18 protein-coding genes are annotated in these 18966 nt (G+C 71.3%); 8 read left to right on the top strand and 10 right to left on the bottom strand.

Going from position 1 to position 18966, the window contains the following annotated elements; all coding sequences use genetic code 11:
- Nucleotides 1–55: 55 nt before the first annotated feature.
- Both ACFVYA_RS38145 and ACFVYA_RS38140 read left to right on the top strand, forming a co-directional pair.
- Nucleotides 56–3178 (top strand): GH92 family glycosyl hydrolase, encoded by a 3123-nt coding sequence (locus ACFVYA_RS38145; protein WP_387052022.1) that lies wholly within the window; start codon nucleotides 56–58, stop codon nucleotides 3176–3178.
- Nucleotides 3175–5268, top strand: coding sequence for an FUSC family protein (locus ACFVYA_RS38140; protein WP_285991712.1), 2094 nt, complete (start codon nucleotides 3175–3177; stop codon nucleotides 5266–5268). Before ACFVYA_RS38145 ends, ACFVYA_RS38140 begins: the two co-directional genes overlap by 4 nt.
- A 66-nt stretch (nucleotides 5269–5334) precedes the next feature.
- On the opposite strand, the gene ACFVYA_RS38135 is transcribed toward ACFVYA_RS38140, so the two are convergent.
- From ACFVYA_RS38135 to ACFVYA_RS38120, 4 genes are all read right to left on the bottom strand, one after another.
- Nucleotides 5335–5964: a DUF4360 domain-containing protein gene (locus ACFVYA_RS38135; protein ID WP_387052021.1), complete on the bottom strand. Its 630-nt coding sequence runs from the start codon at nucleotides 5962–5964 to the stop codon at nucleotides 5335–5337.
- A 244-nt stretch (nucleotides 5965–6208) separates the two neighbouring features.
- Nucleotides 6209–7060, bottom strand: coding sequence for a TIGR03560 family F420-dependent LLM class oxidoreductase (locus tag ACFVYA_RS38130; RefSeq protein WP_387052020.1), 852 nt, complete (start codon nucleotides 7058–7060; stop codon nucleotides 6209–6211).
- A gap of 2 nt (nucleotides 7061–7062) precedes the next feature.
- Entirely contained in the window at nucleotides 7063–7428 is a 366-nt protein-coding gene (locus tag ACFVYA_RS38125) for a VOC family protein (RefSeq protein WP_285991709.1), read from the bottom strand.
- Nucleotides 7425–7823 carry a nuclear transport factor 2 family protein gene (locus tag ACFVYA_RS38120; RefSeq protein ID WP_387052019.1) on the bottom strand — a complete coding sequence of 133 codons (399 nt, stop codon included), beginning with the start codon at nucleotides 7821–7823 and terminating at the stop codon, nucleotides 7425–7427. The genes ACFVYA_RS38125 and ACFVYA_RS38120 overlap by 4 nt, the downstream gene beginning before the upstream one ends.
- 94 nt (nucleotides 7824–7917) lie before the next feature.
- Between ACFVYA_RS38120 and ACFVYA_RS38115 the strand changes: the two genes are divergently transcribed.
- From ACFVYA_RS38115 to ACFVYA_RS38105, 3 genes are all read left to right on the top strand, one after another.
- On the top strand, nucleotides 7918–8349 hold the full coding sequence (locus ACFVYA_RS38115) for a MarR family winged helix-turn-helix transcriptional regulator (protein ID WP_387052018.1): 432 nt from the start codon (nucleotides 7918–7920) through the stop codon (nucleotides 8347–8349).
- A gap of 233 nt (nucleotides 8350–8582) precedes the next feature.
- Nucleotides 8583–9569: a malate dehydrogenase gene (locus tag ACFVYA_RS38110; RefSeq protein WP_086846689.1), complete on the top strand. Its 987-nt coding sequence runs from the start codon at nucleotides 8583–8585 to the stop codon at nucleotides 9567–9569.
- 124 nt (nucleotides 9570–9693) lie between these two features.
- Nucleotides 9694–10290 carry a ClpP family protease gene (locus tag ACFVYA_RS38105; RefSeq protein ID WP_387052017.1) on the top strand — a complete coding sequence of 199 codons (597 nt, stop codon included), beginning with the start codon at nucleotides 9694–9696 and terminating at the stop codon, nucleotides 10288–10290.
- A gap of 85 nt (nucleotides 10291–10375) precedes the next feature.
- Here ACFVYA_RS38105 and ACFVYA_RS38100 read toward each other — a convergent pair whose 3' ends face one another.
- The 4 genes from ACFVYA_RS38100 to ACFVYA_RS38085 form a co-directional block, all read right to left on the bottom strand.
- Nucleotides 10376–12430, bottom strand: coding sequence for a M3 family metallopeptidase (locus tag ACFVYA_RS38100; protein ID WP_387052016.1), 2055 nt, complete (start codon nucleotides 12428–12430; stop codon nucleotides 10376–10378).
- 93 nt (nucleotides 12431–12523) lie between these two features.
- The gene (locus tag ACFVYA_RS38095) at nucleotides 12524–13231 is read right to left on the bottom strand and encodes a histidine phosphatase family protein (RefSeq protein WP_387052015.1); all 708 of its coding nucleotides are present in this window, start codon (nucleotides 13229–13231) and stop codon (nucleotides 12524–12526) included.
- Between the two features lie 50 nt (nucleotides 13232–13281).
- Complete coding sequence (locus tag ACFVYA_RS38090) at nucleotides 13282–14124, bottom strand: undecaprenyl-diphosphate phosphatase (protein ID WP_387052014.1); 843 nt, start codon at nucleotides 14122–14124, stop codon at nucleotides 13282–13284.
- A gap of 1 nt (nucleotide 14125) precedes the next feature.
- Nucleotides 14126–15163, bottom strand: a complete 1038-nt coding sequence (locus ACFVYA_RS38085; protein ID WP_387052013.1) for an LLM class F420-dependent oxidoreductase — start codon at nucleotides 15161–15163, stop codon at nucleotides 14126–14128.
- Between the two features lie 86 nt (nucleotides 15164–15249).
- Here ACFVYA_RS38085 and ACFVYA_RS38080 point away from each other — a divergent pair, with 86 nt between their 5' ends.
- The 3 genes from ACFVYA_RS38080 to ACFVYA_RS38070 all read left to right on the top strand — a co-directional run bounded on the left by ACFVYA_RS38080 (nucleotide 15250) and on the right by ACFVYA_RS38070 (nucleotide 17551).
- Nucleotides 15250–16218: an aldo/keto reductase gene (locus ACFVYA_RS38080; protein WP_387052012.1), complete on the top strand. Its 969-nt coding sequence runs from the start codon at nucleotides 15250–15252 to the stop codon at nucleotides 16216–16218.
- Nucleotides 16219–16316: 98 nt separating this feature from the next.
- Nucleotides 16317–17330 (top strand): YncE family protein, encoded by a 1014-nt coding sequence (locus ACFVYA_RS38075; RefSeq protein ID WP_387052011.1) that lies wholly within the window; start codon nucleotides 16317–16319, stop codon nucleotides 17328–17330.
- Nucleotides 17327–17551: a DUF5703 family protein gene (locus ACFVYA_RS38070; protein ID WP_004561940.1), complete on the top strand. Its 225-nt coding sequence runs from the start codon at nucleotides 17327–17329 to the stop codon at nucleotides 17549–17551. The genes ACFVYA_RS38075 and ACFVYA_RS38070 overlap by 4 nt, the downstream gene beginning before the upstream one ends.
- Before the next feature lie 9 nt (nucleotides 17552–17560).
- Here the strand turns inward: ACFVYA_RS38070 and ACFVYA_RS38065 are convergent, their stop codons facing one another.
- Entirely contained in the window at nucleotides 17561–18289 is a 729-nt protein-coding gene (locus ACFVYA_RS38065) for an SRPBCC domain-containing protein (RefSeq protein WP_285991699.1), read from the bottom strand.
- A gap of 1 nt (nucleotide 18290) precedes the next feature.
- Nucleotides 18291–18878 (bottom strand): ArsR/SmtB family transcription factor, encoded by a 588-nt coding sequence (locus ACFVYA_RS38060; RefSeq protein ID WP_387052010.1) that lies wholly within the window; start codon nucleotides 18876–18878, stop codon nucleotides 18291–18293.
- Between the last annotated feature and the right edge of the window lie 88 nt (nucleotides 18879–18966).

Genomic DNA, 18966 nt, shown 5'->3' with positions numbered 1-18966 from the left:
GCGGGCAGCAGTGTTTCAGCACGCTGCGCCGTTCGGCGGCGGTTACGGTGGGCGCATGTCCGACGCCGTGTTCTTCTCCTCCTTCGAAACCGGTGACCCGCAGCCGGCGGATCCCGGCCTGCACGTCGGCGGCGGCCCGGACCGCTCCCCCACGGCCAAGACCGGCGTCGGCTTCACCGGCCTGCGTGCCCTGCGCTACTCCGCCCGGCCCCGCGCCGTCCTGTTCGAACTCGACGTGCCCGTCACCGGGCGCACCGAGCTGTCCTATGTGGTCTTCCCGGTCGCCGACGGCGAGATCCCCGCCTACCACGCCACCCGCGTCAGCCTCGACGTCGAGTTCGCCGACGGCACCTCCGCCGGGTTCGACCCGGTGGACGACAAGACGCTGTGGGTGGACCAGTGGAACCTCGTCCGCCGCCCGCTGGGAGCGTTCGCCGGGCGCCGGATCAGCCGGATCGTGCTGCGCACCGACGCGCCCGAAGAGGTCACCGGCTGGCTCGACGACGTCCGCGTCGCCGAACGCCCCGAGCCGCCGCGCGACCCGGTCGACTGCGTCCGCACCACCCGCGGCACCCACTCCAGCGGCGAGTTCTCCCGGGGCAACAACTTCCCGGCCACCGCCGTGCCGCACGGGTTCAACTTCTGGACCCCGGCCACCGACGCCGGCGTCACCAACTGGCTCTACTCCTACCACCGCCACAACGACGAGCAGAACCGGCCCGCGCTGCAGGCGTTCGCGCTGTCCCACCAGCCGAGCCCGTGGATGGGCGACCGGCACACCTTCCACGTCATGCCCGGCACCGGCCCGGTCGAGCGCGACCGCCGCAAGCGCGCCCTGGCCTTCACCCACGACGACGAGACCGACTCGCCGCACCACTACGGCGTCCGGTTCGCCAACGGGATGACCGCCGACCTCGCGCCCACGATGCACGCGGCGATCATGCGGTTCACCTTCCCCGACAAGCACGGCTGGCTGCTGTTCGACAACGTCCGCAACCGCGGCCGTCTCCGCCTGAACCCCGACACCGGCGTGATCACCGGGTACACCCGGGTCCGCAGCCGGCTGTCGGCCGGGGCGCGCCGGATGTTCGTCTACGCCGTGACCGACGCGCCGGCCACCCGCGGCGCCAAGATCCGCTTCCCGCCGTGGCGGCGGGTCTCGGGCTACTTCGAGTTCGACGGTCCCGAGGTCACGCTGCGGATCGCGACGTCGCTGATCAGCCTCGCCCAGGCCAAGCGCAACCTGGAGCTGGAGATCCCGGCCGGGACGACGTTCGAGCAGGTTCGCGAGCAGGCCCGGCGGCGGTGGCAGGAGGAGCTCGGCCGCGTCGAGGTCGAAGGCGCCACCGAAGACCAGCGGACCACGCTGTACTCGAACCTCTACCGGCTGTTCCTGTACCCGAACGTGGCGCACGAGAACACGCCCACGGGGATCCGCCACGCCAGCCCGGTCGTGCGCCGGTGGTGGCCGAGCACCCGGCGGCGGACCGGCGCGAAGGTCGTCGACGGCGAGCTGTACGTCAACAACGGCTTCTGGGACACCTACCGCACCACCTGGCCCGCCTACGCGCTGCTCACGCCGGAACGCTGCGGCCGGATGATCGACGGGTTCGTCCAGCAGTACCGCGAAGGCGGCTGGATCGCCCGCTGGTCCTCCCCCGGCTACGCGGACCTGATGACCGGCACCAGCTCCGACGTCGCCTTCGCCGACGCCTACCTCAAGGGCGTCCGTGACTTCGACGTCGAGGCCGCCTTCGACGCCGGGCTGAAGAACGCCACCGTCAGCCCGGCGCGCCGCGCGATCGGCCGCAAGGGCCTCGACGAGTCGATCTTCCTCCACTACACCCCGGTATCGGTCCACGAAGGACTGTCCTGGGCGCTGGAAGGCTGCATCAACGACTTCGGCCTGGCCCACCTCGCCGAGGCACTGTCCCGGGAAAGCGACGGACCGCGAGCCCGGACGTACGCCGACTACGCCGCCTACTTCCGCGAACGCGCGAAGCACTACGTCCACCACTTCGACCCGGCGATCGGCTTCTTCCAGGGCCGCCACCGCGACGGCCGCCGCAAGTTCGCCCCCGAAGGCTACGACCCGGCCGCCTGGGGTGGCGACTTCGTCGAAACCAACGCCTGGAACACCGCCTTCACCGCACCGCACGACGGCCCCGGCCTCGCCGCCCTCCACGGCGGCACCGAAGCCCTCGAAGCGAAGCTGGACACCTTCTTCGCCACCCCGGAGACTGGCCGCCGTCCCGGCGCGTACGGCGGCCTCATCCACGAGATGACCGAGGCCCGCGACGTCCGGATGGGCCAGTACGGCCACTCCAACCAGCCCTCGCACCACATCCCCTACGTCTACAACCACGCCGGCGCGCCCGCGAAGACCCAAGCCGTCGTCCGGGAGGTGCTCCGGCGGCTCTACCTCGGCAGCGACATCGGCCAGGGCTACCCCGGCGACGAAGACAACGGCGAGATGTCCGCCTGGTACGTCTTCAGCGCCCTCGGCTTCTACCCCCTCGCCGTCGGCAGCCCCCGCTACGCCATCGGTTCGCCGCTGTTCGAGAAGGCGACCGTCCACCTGGGCGAGGGCAAGAAGCTGGTCGTCCACGCACCCGGCAACACCGGCGACACCGTCTACGTCCGCGGCCTCACGGTCGACGGCGAACCGCACGAGAGCACCTCGATCGGCCACGCCACCCTCGCCGGCGGCGCCGAACTGGTCTTCGACCTGGCGACCGAACCCACCGGCTGGGGCGCCCCGCCGCCACCCGCCGAGCACCCGGCGCCCGCCACCGACCTGACTGGCACCGCGACCAGCTCCGACGGCACCAAGATCGGCGCGCTCTTCGACGACACCACCCGCACCCAGGTCACCTTCCGCAGCGCCACCCCGGCGATCGAGTTCACCGTCACCGGCGAACCGCGCGAAGTCACCATGTACACGCTGACCTCCGGGGATCGCCGCGGCGACGCGAGCGCGTGGGTGCTGGAGGGCTCCGACGACGGCGTCGCATGGACCACCCTGGACGAACGCGACGGCGAGCTGTTCCGCTGGCGCCGCCAGACCCGCCCCTTCGTCCTCGCCACCCCGGCCGCGCACGCCCGTTACCGGCTGCGGATCACCGCCACCCGCGGCCGCCGCGCCACCCTCGCCCAGTGGGAGCTCCTCGCCCGATGAACCACCTCCGCACCGCCGCCCTCGACCGGCTCGTGGCGGCCGACCCCGGCCTGGTCCGGTTGCGGCTGGCCGGCTCCGCCGTGCTGGGCATCGTGATCGCCGTGGCCGCGCTGCTGCCCGCGCACGTCCCGCTCACCGTCACCCTCGTCGGCGCCATCGCCGCGATGATGACGGCGTTCACCGTCAACGACCCCACCCCGGGCGGCCAGGCCGTCACCCTCGTCCTGGCCTTCCTCACCGGGGCCGCGTCGATCACCGTCGCCAGCCTCGGCTCGGCCCTGCCGCCGGCCGACAGCGTCGTGTTCGTCCTGCTGATCTTCGTCGCCGTCTACGCCCAGCGCTTCGGCGCCCGCGGCACCGCGCTCGGCTCGATCGCCTTCTTCCTGTTCTTCTTCCCGATGTTCCTGCAGGCCCACGTCACCCAGGTGCCGCAGCTGCTGATGGCACTCGGCGTCGGCGTCCTCGCCAACGCCGTCGTCCGGTTCGTCCTGCTGCGGCACAACGCCGCGGCCGAGTTCCTGCGCGTGCGCCGCGCCTTCCGCGCCCGCCTGGGCGCCGTCGTCCGCGCCACCGAGGCCTACCTCGCCGTCAACGGCAGTGAGCGCACCCGCAAGCAACTGCGCAGCTCGATCAGCCGGCTCCACGAGTGCGTGCTGCTCATCGAGGACGCCGCCCCCGACGTCGTCGACGCTCGCGCCGCCGACGTGCTGCGCCGCCGCGCCATCGAAGTCGAGCTCGCCGTCGGCTGGCTGGCCATCACCGTCCAGCGCACCTGCTCCGACGAACTCACCACCGAGGTCCGCGACGACCTCATCGCCCGGCTCGCCCGCTTCCGCGCCCTCATGGAACGCGACCCGCGGGAACTGCCACTGATCAGCCAGACCGGCGAATACAGCCGGATGCTCGTCGAAGGCAGCCGCATCGACGAACACGCCGCCCCCGGCGACGGCGTCCGCAAGGCACTGGCCGAGCTCGCGCTGGCCGACGACCGTGCCCAGCGGGCCGCCGCCCCGGAGACCACCCCGGACCCGCTCGCCCCTGACGTGGACGACACTGCCGAGCCGGCACCGAAGTTCGCCTACGACAACCGGACCCGCAGCGCCATCCAGGCCGTCGTCGGCGGCGGGCTCGCCGTGCTCGGCGGCGAACTCGTCTCCCACCAGCGCTGGTACTGGGCCGTGCTCACCGTCTTCGTCGTGTTCATCGGCGCCTCCAGCGCCGGCGCCACCTTCGTCAAGGGCGTCCGCCGCCTCGGCGGCACCCTGATCGGCATCGTCGGCGGCGTCCTGCTGGCCTCGCTGGTCGGCGGCAACACCACGGCCACCCTCGGCCTCATCCTCGTGTGCGTGTTCGGGATGGTCTACACCGCCCGGGTCTCCCAGGTGGTGATGGCCTTCTTCGTCACCAGCATGCTCGGCCTGCTCTACAGCCTGCTCGGCACGTTCAGCCTCGAAGTGCTCTGGATCCGCGTCGCCGAGACCGCCGTCGGCGCCGCCGCCGGCATCCTCGCCGCGGTCGTCATCGTCCCGGTCCGCACCCGCTCGGTCATGCTCGACGACATCGCCGCGGTGCTCGACGACCTCGAAGAGTTCCTCGAGCACACCCGCGGCCTCCTCGCCGGCGAGGAGAACGTCAACATCATCGAACTCTCCCGCGACCTCGACCGCAGCGTCGAACAGGTCCGCACCACCATCGAACCGCTGACCCACCCGGTGAACCTCCGCAGCGCCCGCCGCGACTACGGCTGGCACGTGCTGACCACCCTGGAAACCATCGCCTTCCGGGCCCGCCACGTCGCCGCACGCGCCCAGCCCGGCCAGCTCACCGGCTCCGACGCCGACCGGCTCCGGCAGTTCACCGGACGGCTGCTGGCCAACATCGACGTCCTCCGCACAGCGCTGAACGCCCCGGGTGGCCCCACACCCGGCACGCTCGTGCGCGACGACGGCACCCCCGTCTCCGACCGCGTCGAAGCGGCCGAAACCCGGGCCGTCCTCTCCAGCCTCAGCCACCTCGACGAGGCCCTCGTCTCCCTCGGCCGCGTCTTCGGCGTCGAAGCCACCGATCCCCGGGCCCCGGCGAAGCCCTGACCGGCCGGGGCGGCGCAGCTTTCGGCGCCGCGCCGCCCCTCTCCACCTCCGGTCACCCGGAGCCGATCACGGGCAGGTCAGCCACGCGAAGTGGTAGGTGGTGGTGATGCTGCCGTCGGTCGAGTCCATCGTGACGTAGCTCGTCGTCTTCTTCGGATCCGACGTCCCGGCCGCGGCCCGCAATTCCGTGTTGATGTTCAGGTTGCGTTCCTCACCGCACGGCTTGAACGCGATCGCGCCCACCTCCGTGGAATCGGTGAAATGCCAGTCGTCCTCGAAAGGCCCAGTCAGCGGGTGCTGAACGTACGCCGTCGGAGAATTGCCCTGGAAATAGTAATTCGCTCTTTCCAGCCCGGTCGAACCACGTTCCAAGTGCGCGAATCCGCGGTAGTCGGCCTGCGCGATTCCGTAGGTGAACCCCTGCGGCACGTGCACCCGCAGGCCGATCTGGCAGTTCTTCCGGGCGTCCAGCGGCCCGGCGCCGACCCCGACCAACGCCGTGTAGGCGCTGTAGGTCACGGTGAACGCCGTATTGTCCTGCGAGACGGCGACCGCCGACGTGCCGGTCGGACAGCCGGTGCCGATGGCGTTGACGACGTCGATGACGATTTTGTCGGGCGGCGGAGGGGTGTTCCACGAATGCGGGGCGACCACTGAGGACAGCGCCATTACGGCAGCAACGACCGCAGACAGCATCGGAATCCTTCCCAATACATTCAAATTGGGGACGGGGGCCGACCCATGGTAGCGAAAGGATCATGGAAGCAAACCCCGCTGAACGGAGCAACGCTGCGCACCTCGTCCCACCAAGCGACATTGCTCACGTTTCGACAATTTTCGTAAAGCCCATTCCGGCGGACGCGAATAAATGCTCGGAGAAAACGATTTCGCGCCCCCGCTCCCCCGGCGACCGCCCACGATCACCCGCGTGACGTCCGGCTCAGCCGATCAACGCCGCCACTCGCCCCAGCGTCTCGACCCCCGCCACCGGCCACGGACCGGCCGTGATCACCACCGCGTGATCGATGCCCCACCCGGCGAACTCCTCACAGCGCCGCGCGAACGACTCCGCCGGCTCACCGGGGGCCAGCCGGGTGCTGATCGTCTTCTCGATCTCCCCGTAGGGCCGCCCCACCTCTTCGCAGTGCCGCGCCAGGACGGCGAGCTTGTGACGCACCGTCCGCCCGCCGTCCGGGACGTCGAAGACGTTGCACGCGTCGGCGTACTGCGCGACCAGCCGCAACGTCCGCCGTTCACCCGCCCCGCCGACGAGGATCCGCGGCCGCCGCACCGGCCGCGGACTCCCGATCGGACGCTCGAGCCGGTAGTGCTCACCCTCGAACGGCGACTCGTCGCCCGCCCACATCCGCAGCGCCAGCCGCACGGTCTCCTCCACCCGCGCAAACCGCTCGCCCACCGGCGGGAACGGCAGGCCCATCGCCCGCGCCTCGCCGTCGTGGTGCCCGGCACCGATGCCGAACCGCGCCCGCCCGCCGGACAGGACGTCCAGCGTGGTGACGGCCTTGACCAGCAGCGCCGGCGGCCGGAACGTCACCGCCGAAACCATCGTGCCCAGCCCGATCCGGGCGGTCCGGCCGGCGAGGAAACCCAGCGTCGTGTAGGCCTCGAGCATGGCCGAGTCCGCGCTGCTGTGCGGGTCGGCCTGCAGGAGGTGATCGGCCACCCACAGCGTGTCCAGCCCGGCGTCCTCGGCCGCCACCGCGACAGCGGCCAGCTCGTCGGTCAGCTTGTCCGGCCACGAGAAGTCCGTGATCCCGATGCTCAAGCGCACGGCTACCCCCTCGTCAGCAGTTCCATGTTGTGGCCGTCGGGATCCTCGAAGTAGATCCCGCGGCCGCCGTTGAGGCCGTTGACCTCACCGGGCCGTTCGTGGAACGGGTCCGCCCAGTACGCGACACCGGCCGCTTCGATCCGCGCCAGCGCGGCGTCGAAGTCGTCGTCGCCGACCAGGAACGCGTAGTGCTGGCTCGTCACGTGATCCACCCGCAGGTAGTCCAGGGTCACGCCGTTCGCGAGCCGGACGGGAACGAACGGCCCGGCGACCGGCCCGGCCTCCAGGCCCAGGATCCCGGCCAGGAACTCCGCCGACTTCCCGCGGTCGGTGACGCACACGATCGTGTGGTTCAGCTCGACGCTCATCGCCGGTCACCGCCGGGGGCGAACGGCGCACCGATCGGGCTCAGGTGGATACCCGCCAGCCGCCAGCGGTCATCCGCGTGGACCAGCACGTGCGTGGCGCGGAAGCGCCCGTTCACCGGGTTCCCCTGGTGCGTCGCCACCTGCTCGTGCACGCCGATCGCGATCGCGGTGCCACCGATCTCGCGGACCTCGACCTCGGTCCACCCCAGCTTCTCCGTGACCAGCCCGCCGCCCGCGTAGCGCGCCAGCCACTGGTCGCGGTCCAGCACGAACCCCAGCGGACCGACCAGGCGGAACCCGTCGGTGACCAACTCGGCCAGCACCTCGGTGTCGCCGCGTTCCTCCGCCGCGGCCCACACCCGGCCGAACTCGCGGACCTGCTCTTCGACGCTCATCGCGTTCCCCTTCCGTTCGATGCCTCAACGTTAGAAGTCTAACCGTTAGATGTCAAACGCTTAGACTTCTCGGCATCTGCGTTAGAGTTCCGCCGTGCCCAAACCCACCACCGCCCCCATCGGCGTCGTCCTCGCCCGCACCGCCAAAACCGCCGCCCGCGCCTTCGACCAAGCCCTCGCCGCCGCCGGCGGCTCCCAGCCCATCTGGCAGATCCTCATCTCCCTCAAAACCACCCCCGCCGCCAACCAACGCGAACTCGCCGACGCCGTCGGCATCCAAGGCGCCACCCTCACCCACCACCTCAACGGCATGGAAGACGCCGGCCTCGTCACCCGCCGCCGCGACCCCGCCAACCGCCGCGTCCACCTCGTCGAACTCACCGACGACGGCGAAAAGCTCTTCCACCACCTCGCCACCGCCGCCATCGCCCACGACCAGCGCATGCGCCAAGGCCTCACCGACACCGAGATCGCCCAGCTCGCCGACCTCCTCCACCGCCTCGCCGCCAACGTCACCGACAGCTGAAAAGCGAGCTGTGACAACCGGGGCTTTGCCCCGGGCCGGGGGCTTCGCCACCCGGAGCCCCCTGAAAAGCGAGCTGCAACAACCGGGGCTTTGCCCCGGGCCGGGGGCTTCGCCACCCGGAGCCCCCTGAAAAGCGATCCTCACAACAGTGACTGGACGCACCCGACCGGCGACGCCCAGGAGGGATAGGCTCCACAGCACTAGCCAAAGTCGTCTCAAGCTGGAGAACCGCAATGACCCAAGCCCCAGTCAACGTGACCGTCACCGGCGCCGCCGGCCAGATCGGCTACGCGCTGCTCTTCCGCATCGCGTCCGGTCAGCTCCTCGGCCAGGACGTCCCGGTGAAGCTGCGGCTCCTCGAGATCCCGCAGGCGGTCAAGGCGGCCGAGGGCACCGCGATGGAGCTCGAAGACGGCGCGTTCCCCCTCCTCGCCGGCACCGACATCTTCGACGACCCCAAGCAGGCCTTCGAAGGCACCAACATCGCCCTCCTCGTCGGCGCCCGCCCCCGCAGCAAGGGCATGGAGCGCGGCGACCTCCTCGAAGCCAACGGCGGCATCTTCAAGCCCCAGGGCGAAGCCATCAACGCCGGCGCCGCCGACGACATCAAGGTCCTCGTCGTCGGCAACCCCGCCAACACCAACGCCCTCATCGCCCGCTCGCACGCCCCCGACGTGCCCGCCGACCGCTTCACCGCGATGACCCGCCTCGACCACAACCGCGCCCTCGCCCAGCTCGCCAAGAAGCTCGGCGTCCCGGTGACCGAACTCAAGAAGGTCGCCATCTGGGGCAACCACTCCGCCACCCAGTACCCCTCGGTCCAGCACGCCGAATTCGGCGGCAAGAGCATCGCCGACGCCGTCGACCAGGCCTGGCTGGAGAGCGACTTCATCCCCACCGTCGCCAAGCGCGGCGCGGCGATCATCGAAGCCCGCGGCCTCTCCTCCGCCGCCTCGGCCGCTTCCGCCGCCATCGACCACGTCTACACCTGGGTCAACGGCACCCCGGCCGGCGACTGGACCTCCGCCGCCGTCGCCTCCGACGGCTCCTACGGCGTCCCCGAAGGCCTCATCTCGTCCTTCCCGGTCACCGCCGAGAACGGCCAGTACAAGATCGTCCAGGGTCTCGAGATCGACGACTTCTCCCGCGCGCGCATCGACGCCTCCGTCGCGGAACTCGTCGAGGAACGCGACACCGTGCAGAAGCTCGGCCTCATCTGAGCCACCCACGCACCGGGGGCCGCCGTCCACTCCGGACGGCGGCCCCCTTTCGCGTCCGGCGAACACCGCACGCTCACAGCGAAACCGGGCCCCCGGACCGGATCTTGCGCCCTACCGTCGGCCCATGACCCTTCTCGCCGTACCCGACATGCAGGCACCCACCACGTCACCCGACGACACGGTCTACCAGCAGCTCCTGCGCGACCGCATCGTCTTCCTCGGCTCCGAGGTCACCGACGAGGTGGCCAACCGGATCGTCGCGCAGCTGCTCCTGCTCGCCGCCGACGACCCGGCGAAGGACATCACCTTCTACATCAACTCACCCGGCGGCTCGGTCACCGCGGGCATGGCCATCTACGACACCATGCAGCTCGTCAAACCCGACGTAACCACGTACGGCCTCGGGTTCGTCGCCTCCATGGGCCAGTTCCTGCTCTCCTCCGGCACCCCCGGGAAGCGCTACCTGCTGCCCAACACCCGCATCGTCATGCACCAGCCCTCGGCGGGCATCGGCGGAGCCGCCACCGACATCGCCATCCAGGCCGAGGTGTTCGGCAGGATGAAGCGCCGGATCGCGGAGATCACGGCGCGGCAGACCGGCCAAACCGTCGAGCGCATCACCGCGGACGCCGACCGCGACCGCTGGTTCGACGCCGACGAAGCCCTCTCGTACGGCTTCGTCGACCACATCGTCACGGGCGCGCGAGCCGTCACAGCCTGAGCCGCGTCTTTGGCTTTCTTTTTCGTATACGGTGGGGGTGGTTGGAAAACCAGCCCCACCGTATAGGCCGTTATACAGTTGGAGATCAGACTCCGCTGAGACCTCGGCGGGCCAGCAGGGGCTCGATCTCCGGGTCGCGGCCCCGGAAGGCGCGGAACGCGTCCATGGGGTCGATGCTGCCGCCCCGGCCGAGGAGGGTGCGGCGGAAGTGGTCGCCGTTCTCGCGGGTCAGTCCCCCGTTTTCGCGGAACCACTGGACGGTGTCGGCGTCGAGGACTTCGCTCCAGATGTAGGAGTAGTACCCGGCGCTGTAGCCGCCGCTGAAGATGTGGGCGAAGTAGGTCGTGCGGTAGCGCGGCGGGATCGCTTCGACGGCCACGCCGGCCTTCACGAGGGCTTCCGCCTCGAACCGCTGCACCTCCCCCACCCGGTCGTCGACGCCGAGGCCGTGCCAGGCCTGGTCGAGCAGGGACGCCGCCAGGTACTCGGTGGTGGAGAACCCTTCGCCGTACTGCTGGGCGGCGAGCAGCTTGTCCACCTGTTCCTGCGGCAGCGCCTCCCCCGTCTCGTGGTGCTTCGCGTAGTGAGCCAGGACTTCCGGCCACAGCATCCACATCTCGTTGACCTGGGAGGGGTATTCGACGAAGTCGCGGGGCACGTTGGTGCCGGAGAACGTCGGGTAGCGGACCGACGAAACGAGCGCGTGGAGGGCGTGCCCGAACTCGTGGAACGCGGTGACGACCTCGTCGAAGGTGAGCAGGGTCGGCTCCCCCGCCGGCGGCTTGTTCACGTTGAGGACGTTGACCACGACCGTTTTGCGGCCGAGCAGTTCGGACTGGTCGACGAAGGTGTTCATCCAGGCGCCGCCGCGCTTGGCGTCGCGGGTGTACAGGTCGAGCAGGTACAGGCCCAGCGGGGTGCCGTCGGCGTCGAAGACCTCGAAGGTCCGGACCTCCGGGTGGTACTTGGGCAGGTCGTCCCGCTCGGTGAAGGTCAGGCCGTACAGCTTGGTGGCGGCGTGGAAGACGCCGTCGAGGTACACGCGGTCGGCCTCGAAGTACGGGCGCAGGGCCTCGGTGTCGACCTCGAAGCGCTCGCGGCGGACCTGGGCGGCGTAGAACGGCCAGTCCGACGGCCGCAGCTTCGCGTCCGGCACGTCGGCTTCCAGCAGCTGCTGCAGTTCGGCGGCTTCGGCGCGGGCGTTCGCGACGGCCGCGGGTGCCAGCCGCTCCAGCAGCCCCGCGGCGGCTTCGGCGGTCTTCGCCGTCTCGTCCGCGATGACGTACGCGGCGTGGTTCGGGTAGCCGAGCAACACGGCCCGTTCCGCGCGCAGGCGGACGATCTCGGCCACGACGGCGTTGTTGTCGAAGGAGTTGCCGCGGTTGCCCCGCGCCATCGACGCGGTGTGGATGCGCTCGCGGACGTCGCGGTCGCGCAGGGTCTCCAGCGGTGAGGCCTGGCTGGTCGGCAGGCTCAGCGTGAGCACGTACTTGCCGTCCTCGCCGCGCGCGGACGCCGCTTCCGCCGCGGTGGCGATCGCGCCTTCGCCGAAGCCGTCGAGCTCGGCGCGGTCGGCGATGACGACGGCCAGCTCGTTGGTGTCCTTGAGCAGGTTCTGCTGGAACTTCGTCTGCAGGGTGGAGAGCTGCTCGTTGAGCTCGCGCAGCCGGGCCTGCTCGGCCGGGCCGAGGCCGGCCCCGGCCCGGCTGAAGTCGGTGTGCCGCCGTTCCAGCAGCCGCAGCGACTCTTCGTCGAGGCCGAGCTCGTCGCGGCGGGTGTGCAGCGCGTCGATCCGGGCGAACAGCTGCGGGTTCAGGTGGATCGCGTCGTGGTGGGCGGCCAGCTTCGGCGCGAACTCCGCCTGGATGGCCTGGATCTCGTCGGTGCTGTTGGAGCCGGACAGGTTGTAGAACACGCTCGCCACGCGGCCCAGCAGCTCGCCGGCGCGCTCGAGGGCCACGATGGTGTTCTCGAACGTCGGCTCGGCGTCCTGCGCCGCGATCTGCTCGATCTCTGCCGCGTGCTCGGCCAGCCCGGCCTCGAACGCGGGCCGGTAGTGCTCGTCGGAGATCCGGTCGAAGGGCGGCAGGGCGTAGGGCAGCTCGCTGGGTGCGGCGAACGGATTGTCCGGCGAAATCATCGGGGCAGGCTCCTGGTCGGGGACAACACTCGGTCCCGCCACCCTACGGGGTCGACCTGTGTGGATGTCAGCGCTTTCCGGAGGTGGCCGGCGTCACCGGCCCGTGGTACCGCCCACCACGGCGTCGCTGCTCGGCCCGGCTTTCTTGCCCCGCTTCGGCTTGGGTGCCGGCGGCACGATGCCGCGCAGGTCGCCGCCGTGGTCGTTGACCCGCATCACGAACGGCCGCGTCTCGGTGTAGCGCACGACCGAGATGGACGCGGGGTCGACGACGATCCGCTGGAAGGCGTCGAGGTGCTGGCCGAGCGCGTCGGCCAGGATGGCCTTGATGACGTCACCGTGGCTGCACAGCAGCCAGACCGCGTGGTCGCCGTGCTCGGCGGCGATCCGCCGGTCGTGGGCGCGGACGGCGGCCACCGACCGCGCCTGCATCTGGGCCAGGCCCTCGCCGCCGGGGAACACCGCCGCGGAGGCGTGCGCCTGCACGACCCGCCAGAGCGGCTCCTTCGCGAGGTGCTTGAGCTCCTTGCCGGTCCAGTCGCCGTAGTCCACTTCGGACAGCCCGGGCTCGACGGTCTTCGCGAGGTCCCGGGCGGCCGCGAGCGGGCCGACCGTCTGCTTGCACCGCAGCAGGGGCGACACGACGAGCCCGGCCAGCGGGACCCCGTCGAGGCGTTCGACGAGCTTCTCCGCCTGGGCACGGCCGGTGTCGTCGAGGTTGACCTTCGGGGACCGCCCGGCCAGGATGCCGGCGCCGTTGGCCGTGGACTTGCCGTGCCGGAGCAGAATGACCGTACTCACGGGACCCACCCTACGTGGGGACCGATCATGCGGTCCCCACGCGGGCGGCCTCAGTGCCCGACGGGCCCGGCGTTCGGGTCCAGGACACCGGTGAAGATCAGCACGTACAGCAGCACGCCGAGCACCAGCCGGTAGACCACGAACGGCACGAAGCTGCGCTTCTTGATGTAGGCCATCAGCCAGGCGATCACGACGTACCCGACGCCGAAGGCGACCAGCGTGGCCAGGATCGTCGGGCCCCACTGGGCCGGCACGTCGCCCGAGCCGATGTCCTTGAGCTTGTACACCCCGGAGCCGAACACCGCCGGCAGCGCCAGCAGGAACGAGTACTCCGCCGCCTCGGCCCGCGTGTAGCCCAGCAGCAGGCCCGCGCTCGTGGTGCCGCCCGAGCGGGACACGCCGGGAATAAGGGCCAGCGCCTGCGCGAAGCCGAAGCCCAGGCCGTGCGGCACGGTGAGGTCGTCCAGCGTGCGGTTCTGCTTGCCGATCCGGTCGGCGATCAGCAGGATCACGCCGAACACGATGAGCACGGTCGCGGTGATCCGCAGGTCGCGGAAGGCGCTGTCGATCTGGTCCTGCAGCAGCAGCCCGAGCACCACGATCGGCAGCGAGCCGACGATGATCAGCCAGCCCAGCCGGGCGTCCGGGTCGCGGCGCCACTCCGCCTTGTAGAGCGAGAAGAACCAGGCCCGCAGGATCTTCCCGATCTTCGGCCCGAAGTAGATGATCACCGCCAGCTCGGTGCCGATCTGGGTGACCGCGGTGAACGCCGCGCCCGGGTCGTCCCAGCCGGCCAGCGCCGCGACGATCCGCAGGTGCGCGCTCGAGGAGATCGGCAGGAACTCCGTCAGGCCCTGGACCAGGCCCAGGACGAGTGCTTCGAACCAGCCCACGTCAGGCCACCCCCGCCAGTTCCAGGGCCTCGACGGCCGTGCGCAGCGCTGCGGCCGGCTCCGGCGTGTAGGGCGACACCGACAGGGTCGTCACGCCGGCTTCGGCGTATTCCGTCATCTTTTCCGCGATCCGTTCCTTCGGACCCAGCAGCGACGTCGCGTCGAGGAACTCCGGCGGCACCGCCGCCATCGCCCCGGCCCGGTCGCCGGCCAGGTACTTCTCCTGCACTTCGGCGGCCTCGGCCGCGAATCCCATCCGGCACGCCAGCCGGTTGTAGAAGTTCTTCTCCTTGCTCCCCATCCCGCCGAGGTACAGCGCCGCGTAGCCGCGCACGGCGTCCGCGCAGGTCCGCCAGTCGTCGCCGGGCACCAGCGGCACGGACGGCACGACATCGAAGCCGTCCAGGGTGCGTCCGGCCCGCTCGGCGCCGGCGCGGACGTGGGCCAGCTGCTCCCCCGCGTGTGCCGGCGAGAAGAACACCGGCAGCCAGCCGTCGGCGATCTCCCCGGCCAGCTCCAGGTTCTTCGGGCCGATCGCGGCCAGGTAGAGCGGGATGTGCTTGCGGGCCGGGCGGACGGTCAGCCGCAGCGCCTTCCCTGGCCCGTCCGGCAGCGGCAGCGTGAAGTGCTCGCCCTCGAACTTCAGGCGCTCACGGCGCAACGCCGTCCGCACGATCCCGGCGTACTCGCGCGTGCGGCCCACCGGCGAGGTGAAGCGCACGCCGTGCCAGCCCTCGGACACCTGCGGGCCGGACACGCCGAGACCGAGCCGGAACCGGCCGCCCGAGAGCGTGTCGAGGGTCGCGGCGGTCATCGCCGTCATCGCCGGGGTGCGGGCCGGGATCTGCAGGACCGCGGCACCGACGTCGATCCGCGCCGTCTGCGCCGCGATCCACGTGAGCACGGTCACCGCGTCCGAGCCGTAGGCCTCCGCGGCCCACACGACCGCGTAGCCGAGCTCGTCCGCCTGTTTGGCCAGGGCCAGGTTCGCGGGGTCGTTCCCCGCTCCCCAGTAGCCGAGATTCAGTCCGAGTCGCACGGGGCCAGACCCTAACGGGGGCCATGATCGCGACACGACTCACCTTGGTCTCCTCCGGACGGGGCAGCCCACTAGGCTCGGCGGTCGTGGAAAAGCGACTGCTCGGCCGCTCGGGACTGCGCGTCTCCCGTATGGCGCTCGGCACCATGACCTGGGGTGGCGACACGGACGCGGAGGAGGCGGCCAGCCAGCTGGTCGCCTTCGTCGACGCCGGCGGCACCCTGGTGGACACGGCCGACATCTACGGCGAGGGCGAGAGCGAGCGGGTGCTCGGCTCGCTGCTCGGCGACCTCGTGCCCCGCGACGACGTCGTGCTGGCGACGAAGGCCGTGGCCCGGCGCGACGACGGCCCGTTCGGCGGCGGTGCCTCGCGCGGCGCGCTGCTCACCGCGCTCGACGGCTCGCTCAAGCGGCTCGGCACCGACCACATCGACCTGTGGCAGCTGCACGCCTGGGACGACTGCGTGCCGCTCACCGAGACGCTCTCCGCCCTCGAGTACGCCGTGACCAGCGGAAAGGTTCGCTACGTCGGCGTCTCGAACTACGCCGGCTGGCAGCTGGCCACCGCCGCCGCGGGCGCCTCCGCCGTCGCTCCCCTCGTCTCCACCCAGGTCGAGTACTCACTGCTGGAACGCGGCGTCGACCGCGAGGTCGTGCCCGCGGCCGCCCACCACGGCATCGGGCTGCTGCCCTGGGCGCCACTGGGCCGCGGCGTCCTGACCGGCAAGTACCGCACCGGCACGCCCGCCGACTCGCGCGGCGCGAACAGCGCCTACGCCGGCTACGTCGAGCACCACCGCACCGACCGCGCCGCCCGGATCGTGCAGGCGGTCGCGACCGCCGCCGACGGGCTCGGCACGTCACCGCTGGCCGTCGCCCTGGCCTGGGTCCGCGACCGGCCCGGCGTCGTCGCCCCGGTCGTCGGCGCGCGCGACACCGGCCAGCTCACCGGCTCGCTGACGGCGGAGGACATCACCCTCCCGCCCGCCATCCGGTCCGCGCTCGACGACGTCAGCGCGATCGAGGTCGGCTACCCCGAACGCTGGCCGCGATGAGCGCCAGGTGTCTGTTCGGTGACACGCACGTGACGGCACGGGGATCAAGGAGCATGCTGGTGAAGACCGCCCGCCGAGGGACCCCTGGAGGCAGCAACGTGCGTCGGTTCGCCGCCGTGTCGTGGATCGTGCTCCCGCTCGCCGGTGCCCTCGTGCTCTCGGGCTGTTCGTCGGCCAAGTCGACCTCCGACGACCTGCAGATCGTGGCGAACCCCGTCGCCGCGGGCCCGGCCGTCTCCCCCGCCGTAACCGTGAAGCCCGCCGGTCAGGTGCTCGACGCCGGCTCGGTGTCGGCCGTCGCCGTGGATCCGAAGACGGCGACCCTCGTCGTGGCGGTGTCTTCTCCGCCCGCTTTGCGCCTGTACGACCTGAACGCGCTCGCGTCACCCCCGGTGAATATGCCGTTATACGGCAAGGTGTCGCGGCTGACGGTGGCGCCGGGGCGGGTCGAGATCGCCGAACCGGATCAGGGTGTGGTGCAGCAGCTGACGTTGCCGGACCGGAGGCTGACCGAGACGAAGACGGGCGGGCAGCCGGCGTCGAGCCTCGCGTTCGGAGCGGATCGGCTGGTCGCGATGGGGGCGGGCAAGGACATCCGGGTGCTGCCTGCGGCGGGTCCGGCGCGGACGATCGGCGGGCAGCTCTACAGCGCCGACGACGTGGTCGACACCGGGAGCGGCGTGGTGGTGCTGGACCGGCTGCGGACGGCGGTGTTTTCGGTCGACGTCGCGGCCGGGAAGGTCGGCGAGGGCCTGCGTGCGGGCGACGGCGCCGCGAACGCCGTGGCGGATTCCTACGGGCGGGTGCTGGTGACCGACGCGCGGGCGGGGGCGCTGCTGGCGTTCTCGGCGGGTCCGCTGATCCTGAAGCAGCGGTACCCGGTGCCCGGCGGCGCGTACGGGATCGCCTACGACGCCACGCGCAGCCTGGCGTGGGTGACGCTCACCGAACGGAACGAAGTGGCGGGGTTCGACGTCCGCGGCGGCGAGCCCGTGGAGAAGTACCGGTTCCCCACCGTGCGCCAGCCGGACTCGGTCGGGGTGGACGAGAAGAGCGGCCGGGTGATCGTCGGCTCGGCCGCCGGAGAAGGGACCCAGGTGATCCAGCCATGACAGCGGTCAGCGAGGCGGTGGTCGAAGGGGATTGGGAGTATCGCCGTCTGCACCTCCCCCCGGGCGTGTCCCGGCGTGCGGCGGCGATCCAGCTCTCCATCCACGCGGAGTTCGCGGGCTGGGAACTGCGGACCGTACGGCTTTACGCCGACGGGACGCGGCGGGTTTGGCTGCGCCGCAAGAAGACGGCCCAGAGCCTGCCCGGCGCTCTGCCGACCTAATCTGCCGACCTAACCGGACACCCGGTTCAGCCAGTCACCCCAGGCCTTCTCCTCGACGTCCGCGTCGGCGCCGGGGGTGAACAAGTGGTGGCAGGCGACCAGCACGCCCTGGATGCCGCGCACGAACCGGAACATCGCGTCCGCCGTTCGCACGCCCACCGTCTGGTCGTTCGCCGCGTAGACCACGCCCTCCTGGCCGATCCGGACCCGGTCGCCCGTCGCCGGGCGCGCCGGCAGGCCCAGCGCCGCACCGAGCCGCGTCCACGCCTCGTCCCAGTCCCCCACCGGCGGGCCGAAGGCCGTGACCGGCGTCGCGGTCCGGCCCGCGAAGTGCGTTACGTACTCCACCAGCGTGCGGAAGAACAGCTCGCCGCCCGCGGTCATCGCCTCGAACTCGTCCTCCCAGTCGTCGCCCGGCAGGAAGCCGCTCGTGACGCACCGGAGCACCGTGCTGCCGCCGTCGCGTCCCTCGATGAGGAACTCGTACGCGATCCGCCGCCCGTCCGGCGCGGTCTCGCTGCCGTAGGCGAGCTTCTCCGCCGGGTCCCACTCGCGGATCCGGAATTCGGGCCGGTAGGCACCGAAAGCGCCGCGGATCGTGCCGCCGGTGCCGCCCTCGACCTCGTTGCGGCCCATGAACCACGAGTCGATGCCCGGCCCGGTCGCGATGGCCTCCCACACCTGCTCCGGAGTCGCCCCGACTTCGGCGGCGTCGGTCAGTTCGAACTCGTACCCCATCTCAGGACTCCTCCGGGACACTCGGGTGCACGGCGACGACCACCCGGTGGCGGCGGCCCTTCTCGGCCGTCTCGTCGTGGTACTTGCCCACCAGCGTCGTGACGGCGGCCGTGAGCTCCTCGGCGAACGCGGCCCGGTCGGCGGCGGAGGCGAACCGCACCTCGCCGTCGAGGGCGAAGGTCGCGACGCGTTGCTGGGCTTTGGCCGCGCCGGTGATCAGCAGGCCGACGTCGCGCACCAGCCGGCCGGCGACGGCGAGCAGCCACCGCGCGGAGAGCCGGTCGGGCGAGCGGGCCGGGTCCGGCTGGACCGCGGCCAGCGCCGTCGGCGAGATGACGTAGGAGGCCGCCGTCGCCCGCATCATCCGCTCGGTGACGTTGCCCTTGCGGCGCTCCTCGACCAGTTCCACCAAGCCGTGCTTCTCCAGCGCCCGCAGGTGGTAGTTGACCTTCTGGCGCGGCAGGCCGACGCGGGTGGAGAGCATCGTCGCCGACGCCGGTTCGGCCAGTTCGGCCAGCAGCCGGGCCCGGACCGGGTCCAGCGACACCTCGGCCGCCGCCGCGTCTTCGATCACCGCCACGGGAAACATGCGCCCAGCATCCAGCCGAACAGAGAAGTTGTCAAGAACGATGGAGCTGTCGGTCCAGCAAGCCCTGGAAGTGCGGGCACGTCATGAG

Origin of the sequence: Amycolatopsis sp. NPDC058278 (genome assembly GCF_042881395.1) — a bacterium.
In the GTDB taxonomy this organism is placed as follows: Bacteria; Actinomycetota; Actinomycetes; order Mycobacteriales; family Pseudonocardiaceae; genus Amycolatopsis.
The sequence above is the reverse complement of the archived record's forward strand: the minus strand, read 5'-3'. Positions and strand labels throughout refer to the sequence as shown.

What these genes read in the sequence shown, in the direction of transcription:
- ACFVYA_RS38145 (WP_387052022.1), top strand. Translation starts at nt 56, where the DNA reads ATGTCCGACGCCGTGTTCTTCTCCTCCTTCGAAACCGGTGACCCGCAG.
- ACFVYA_RS38140 (WP_285991712.1), top strand. Translation starts at nt 3,175, where the DNA reads ATGAACCACCTCCGCACCGCCGCCCTCGACCGGCTCGTGGCGGCCGAC.
- ACFVYA_RS38135 (WP_387052021.1), bottom strand. Translation starts at nt 5,964, where the DNA reads ATGCTGTCTGCGGTCGTTGCTGCCGTAATGGCGCTGTCCTCAGTGGTC.
- ACFVYA_RS38125 (WP_285991709.1), bottom strand. Translation starts at nt 7,428, where the DNA reads ATGAGCGTCGAGCTGAACCACACGATCGTGTGCGTCACCGACCGCGGG.
- ACFVYA_RS38120 (WP_387052019.1), bottom strand. Translation starts at nt 7,823, where the DNA reads ATGAGCGTCGAAGAGCAGGTCCGCGAGTTCGGCCGGGTGTGGGCCGCG.
- ACFVYA_RS38110 (WP_086846689.1), top strand. Translation starts at nt 8,583, where the DNA reads ATGACCCAAGCCCCAGTCAACGTGACCGTCACCGGCGCCGCCGGCCAG.
- ACFVYA_RS38105 (WP_387052017.1), top strand. Translation starts at nt 9,694, where the DNA reads ATGACCCTTCTCGCCGTACCCGACATGCAGGCACCCACCACGTCACCC.
- ACFVYA_RS38100 (WP_387052016.1), bottom strand. Translation starts at nt 12,430, where the DNA reads ATGATTTCGCCGGACAATCCGTTCGCCGCACCCAGCGAGCTGCCCTAC.
- ACFVYA_RS38070 (WP_004561940.1), top strand. Translation starts at nt 17,327, where the DNA reads ATGACAGCGGTCAGCGAGGCGGTGGTCGAAGGGGATTGGGAGTATCGC.
- ACFVYA_RS38065 (WP_285991699.1), bottom strand. Translation starts at nt 18,289, where the DNA reads ATGGGGTACGAGTTCGAACTGACCGACGCCGCCGAAGTCGGGGCGACT.
- ACFVYA_RS38060 (WP_387052010.1), bottom strand. Translation starts at nt 18,878, where the DNA reads ATGTTTCCCGTGGCGGTGATCGAAGACGCGGCGGCGGCCGAGGTGTCG.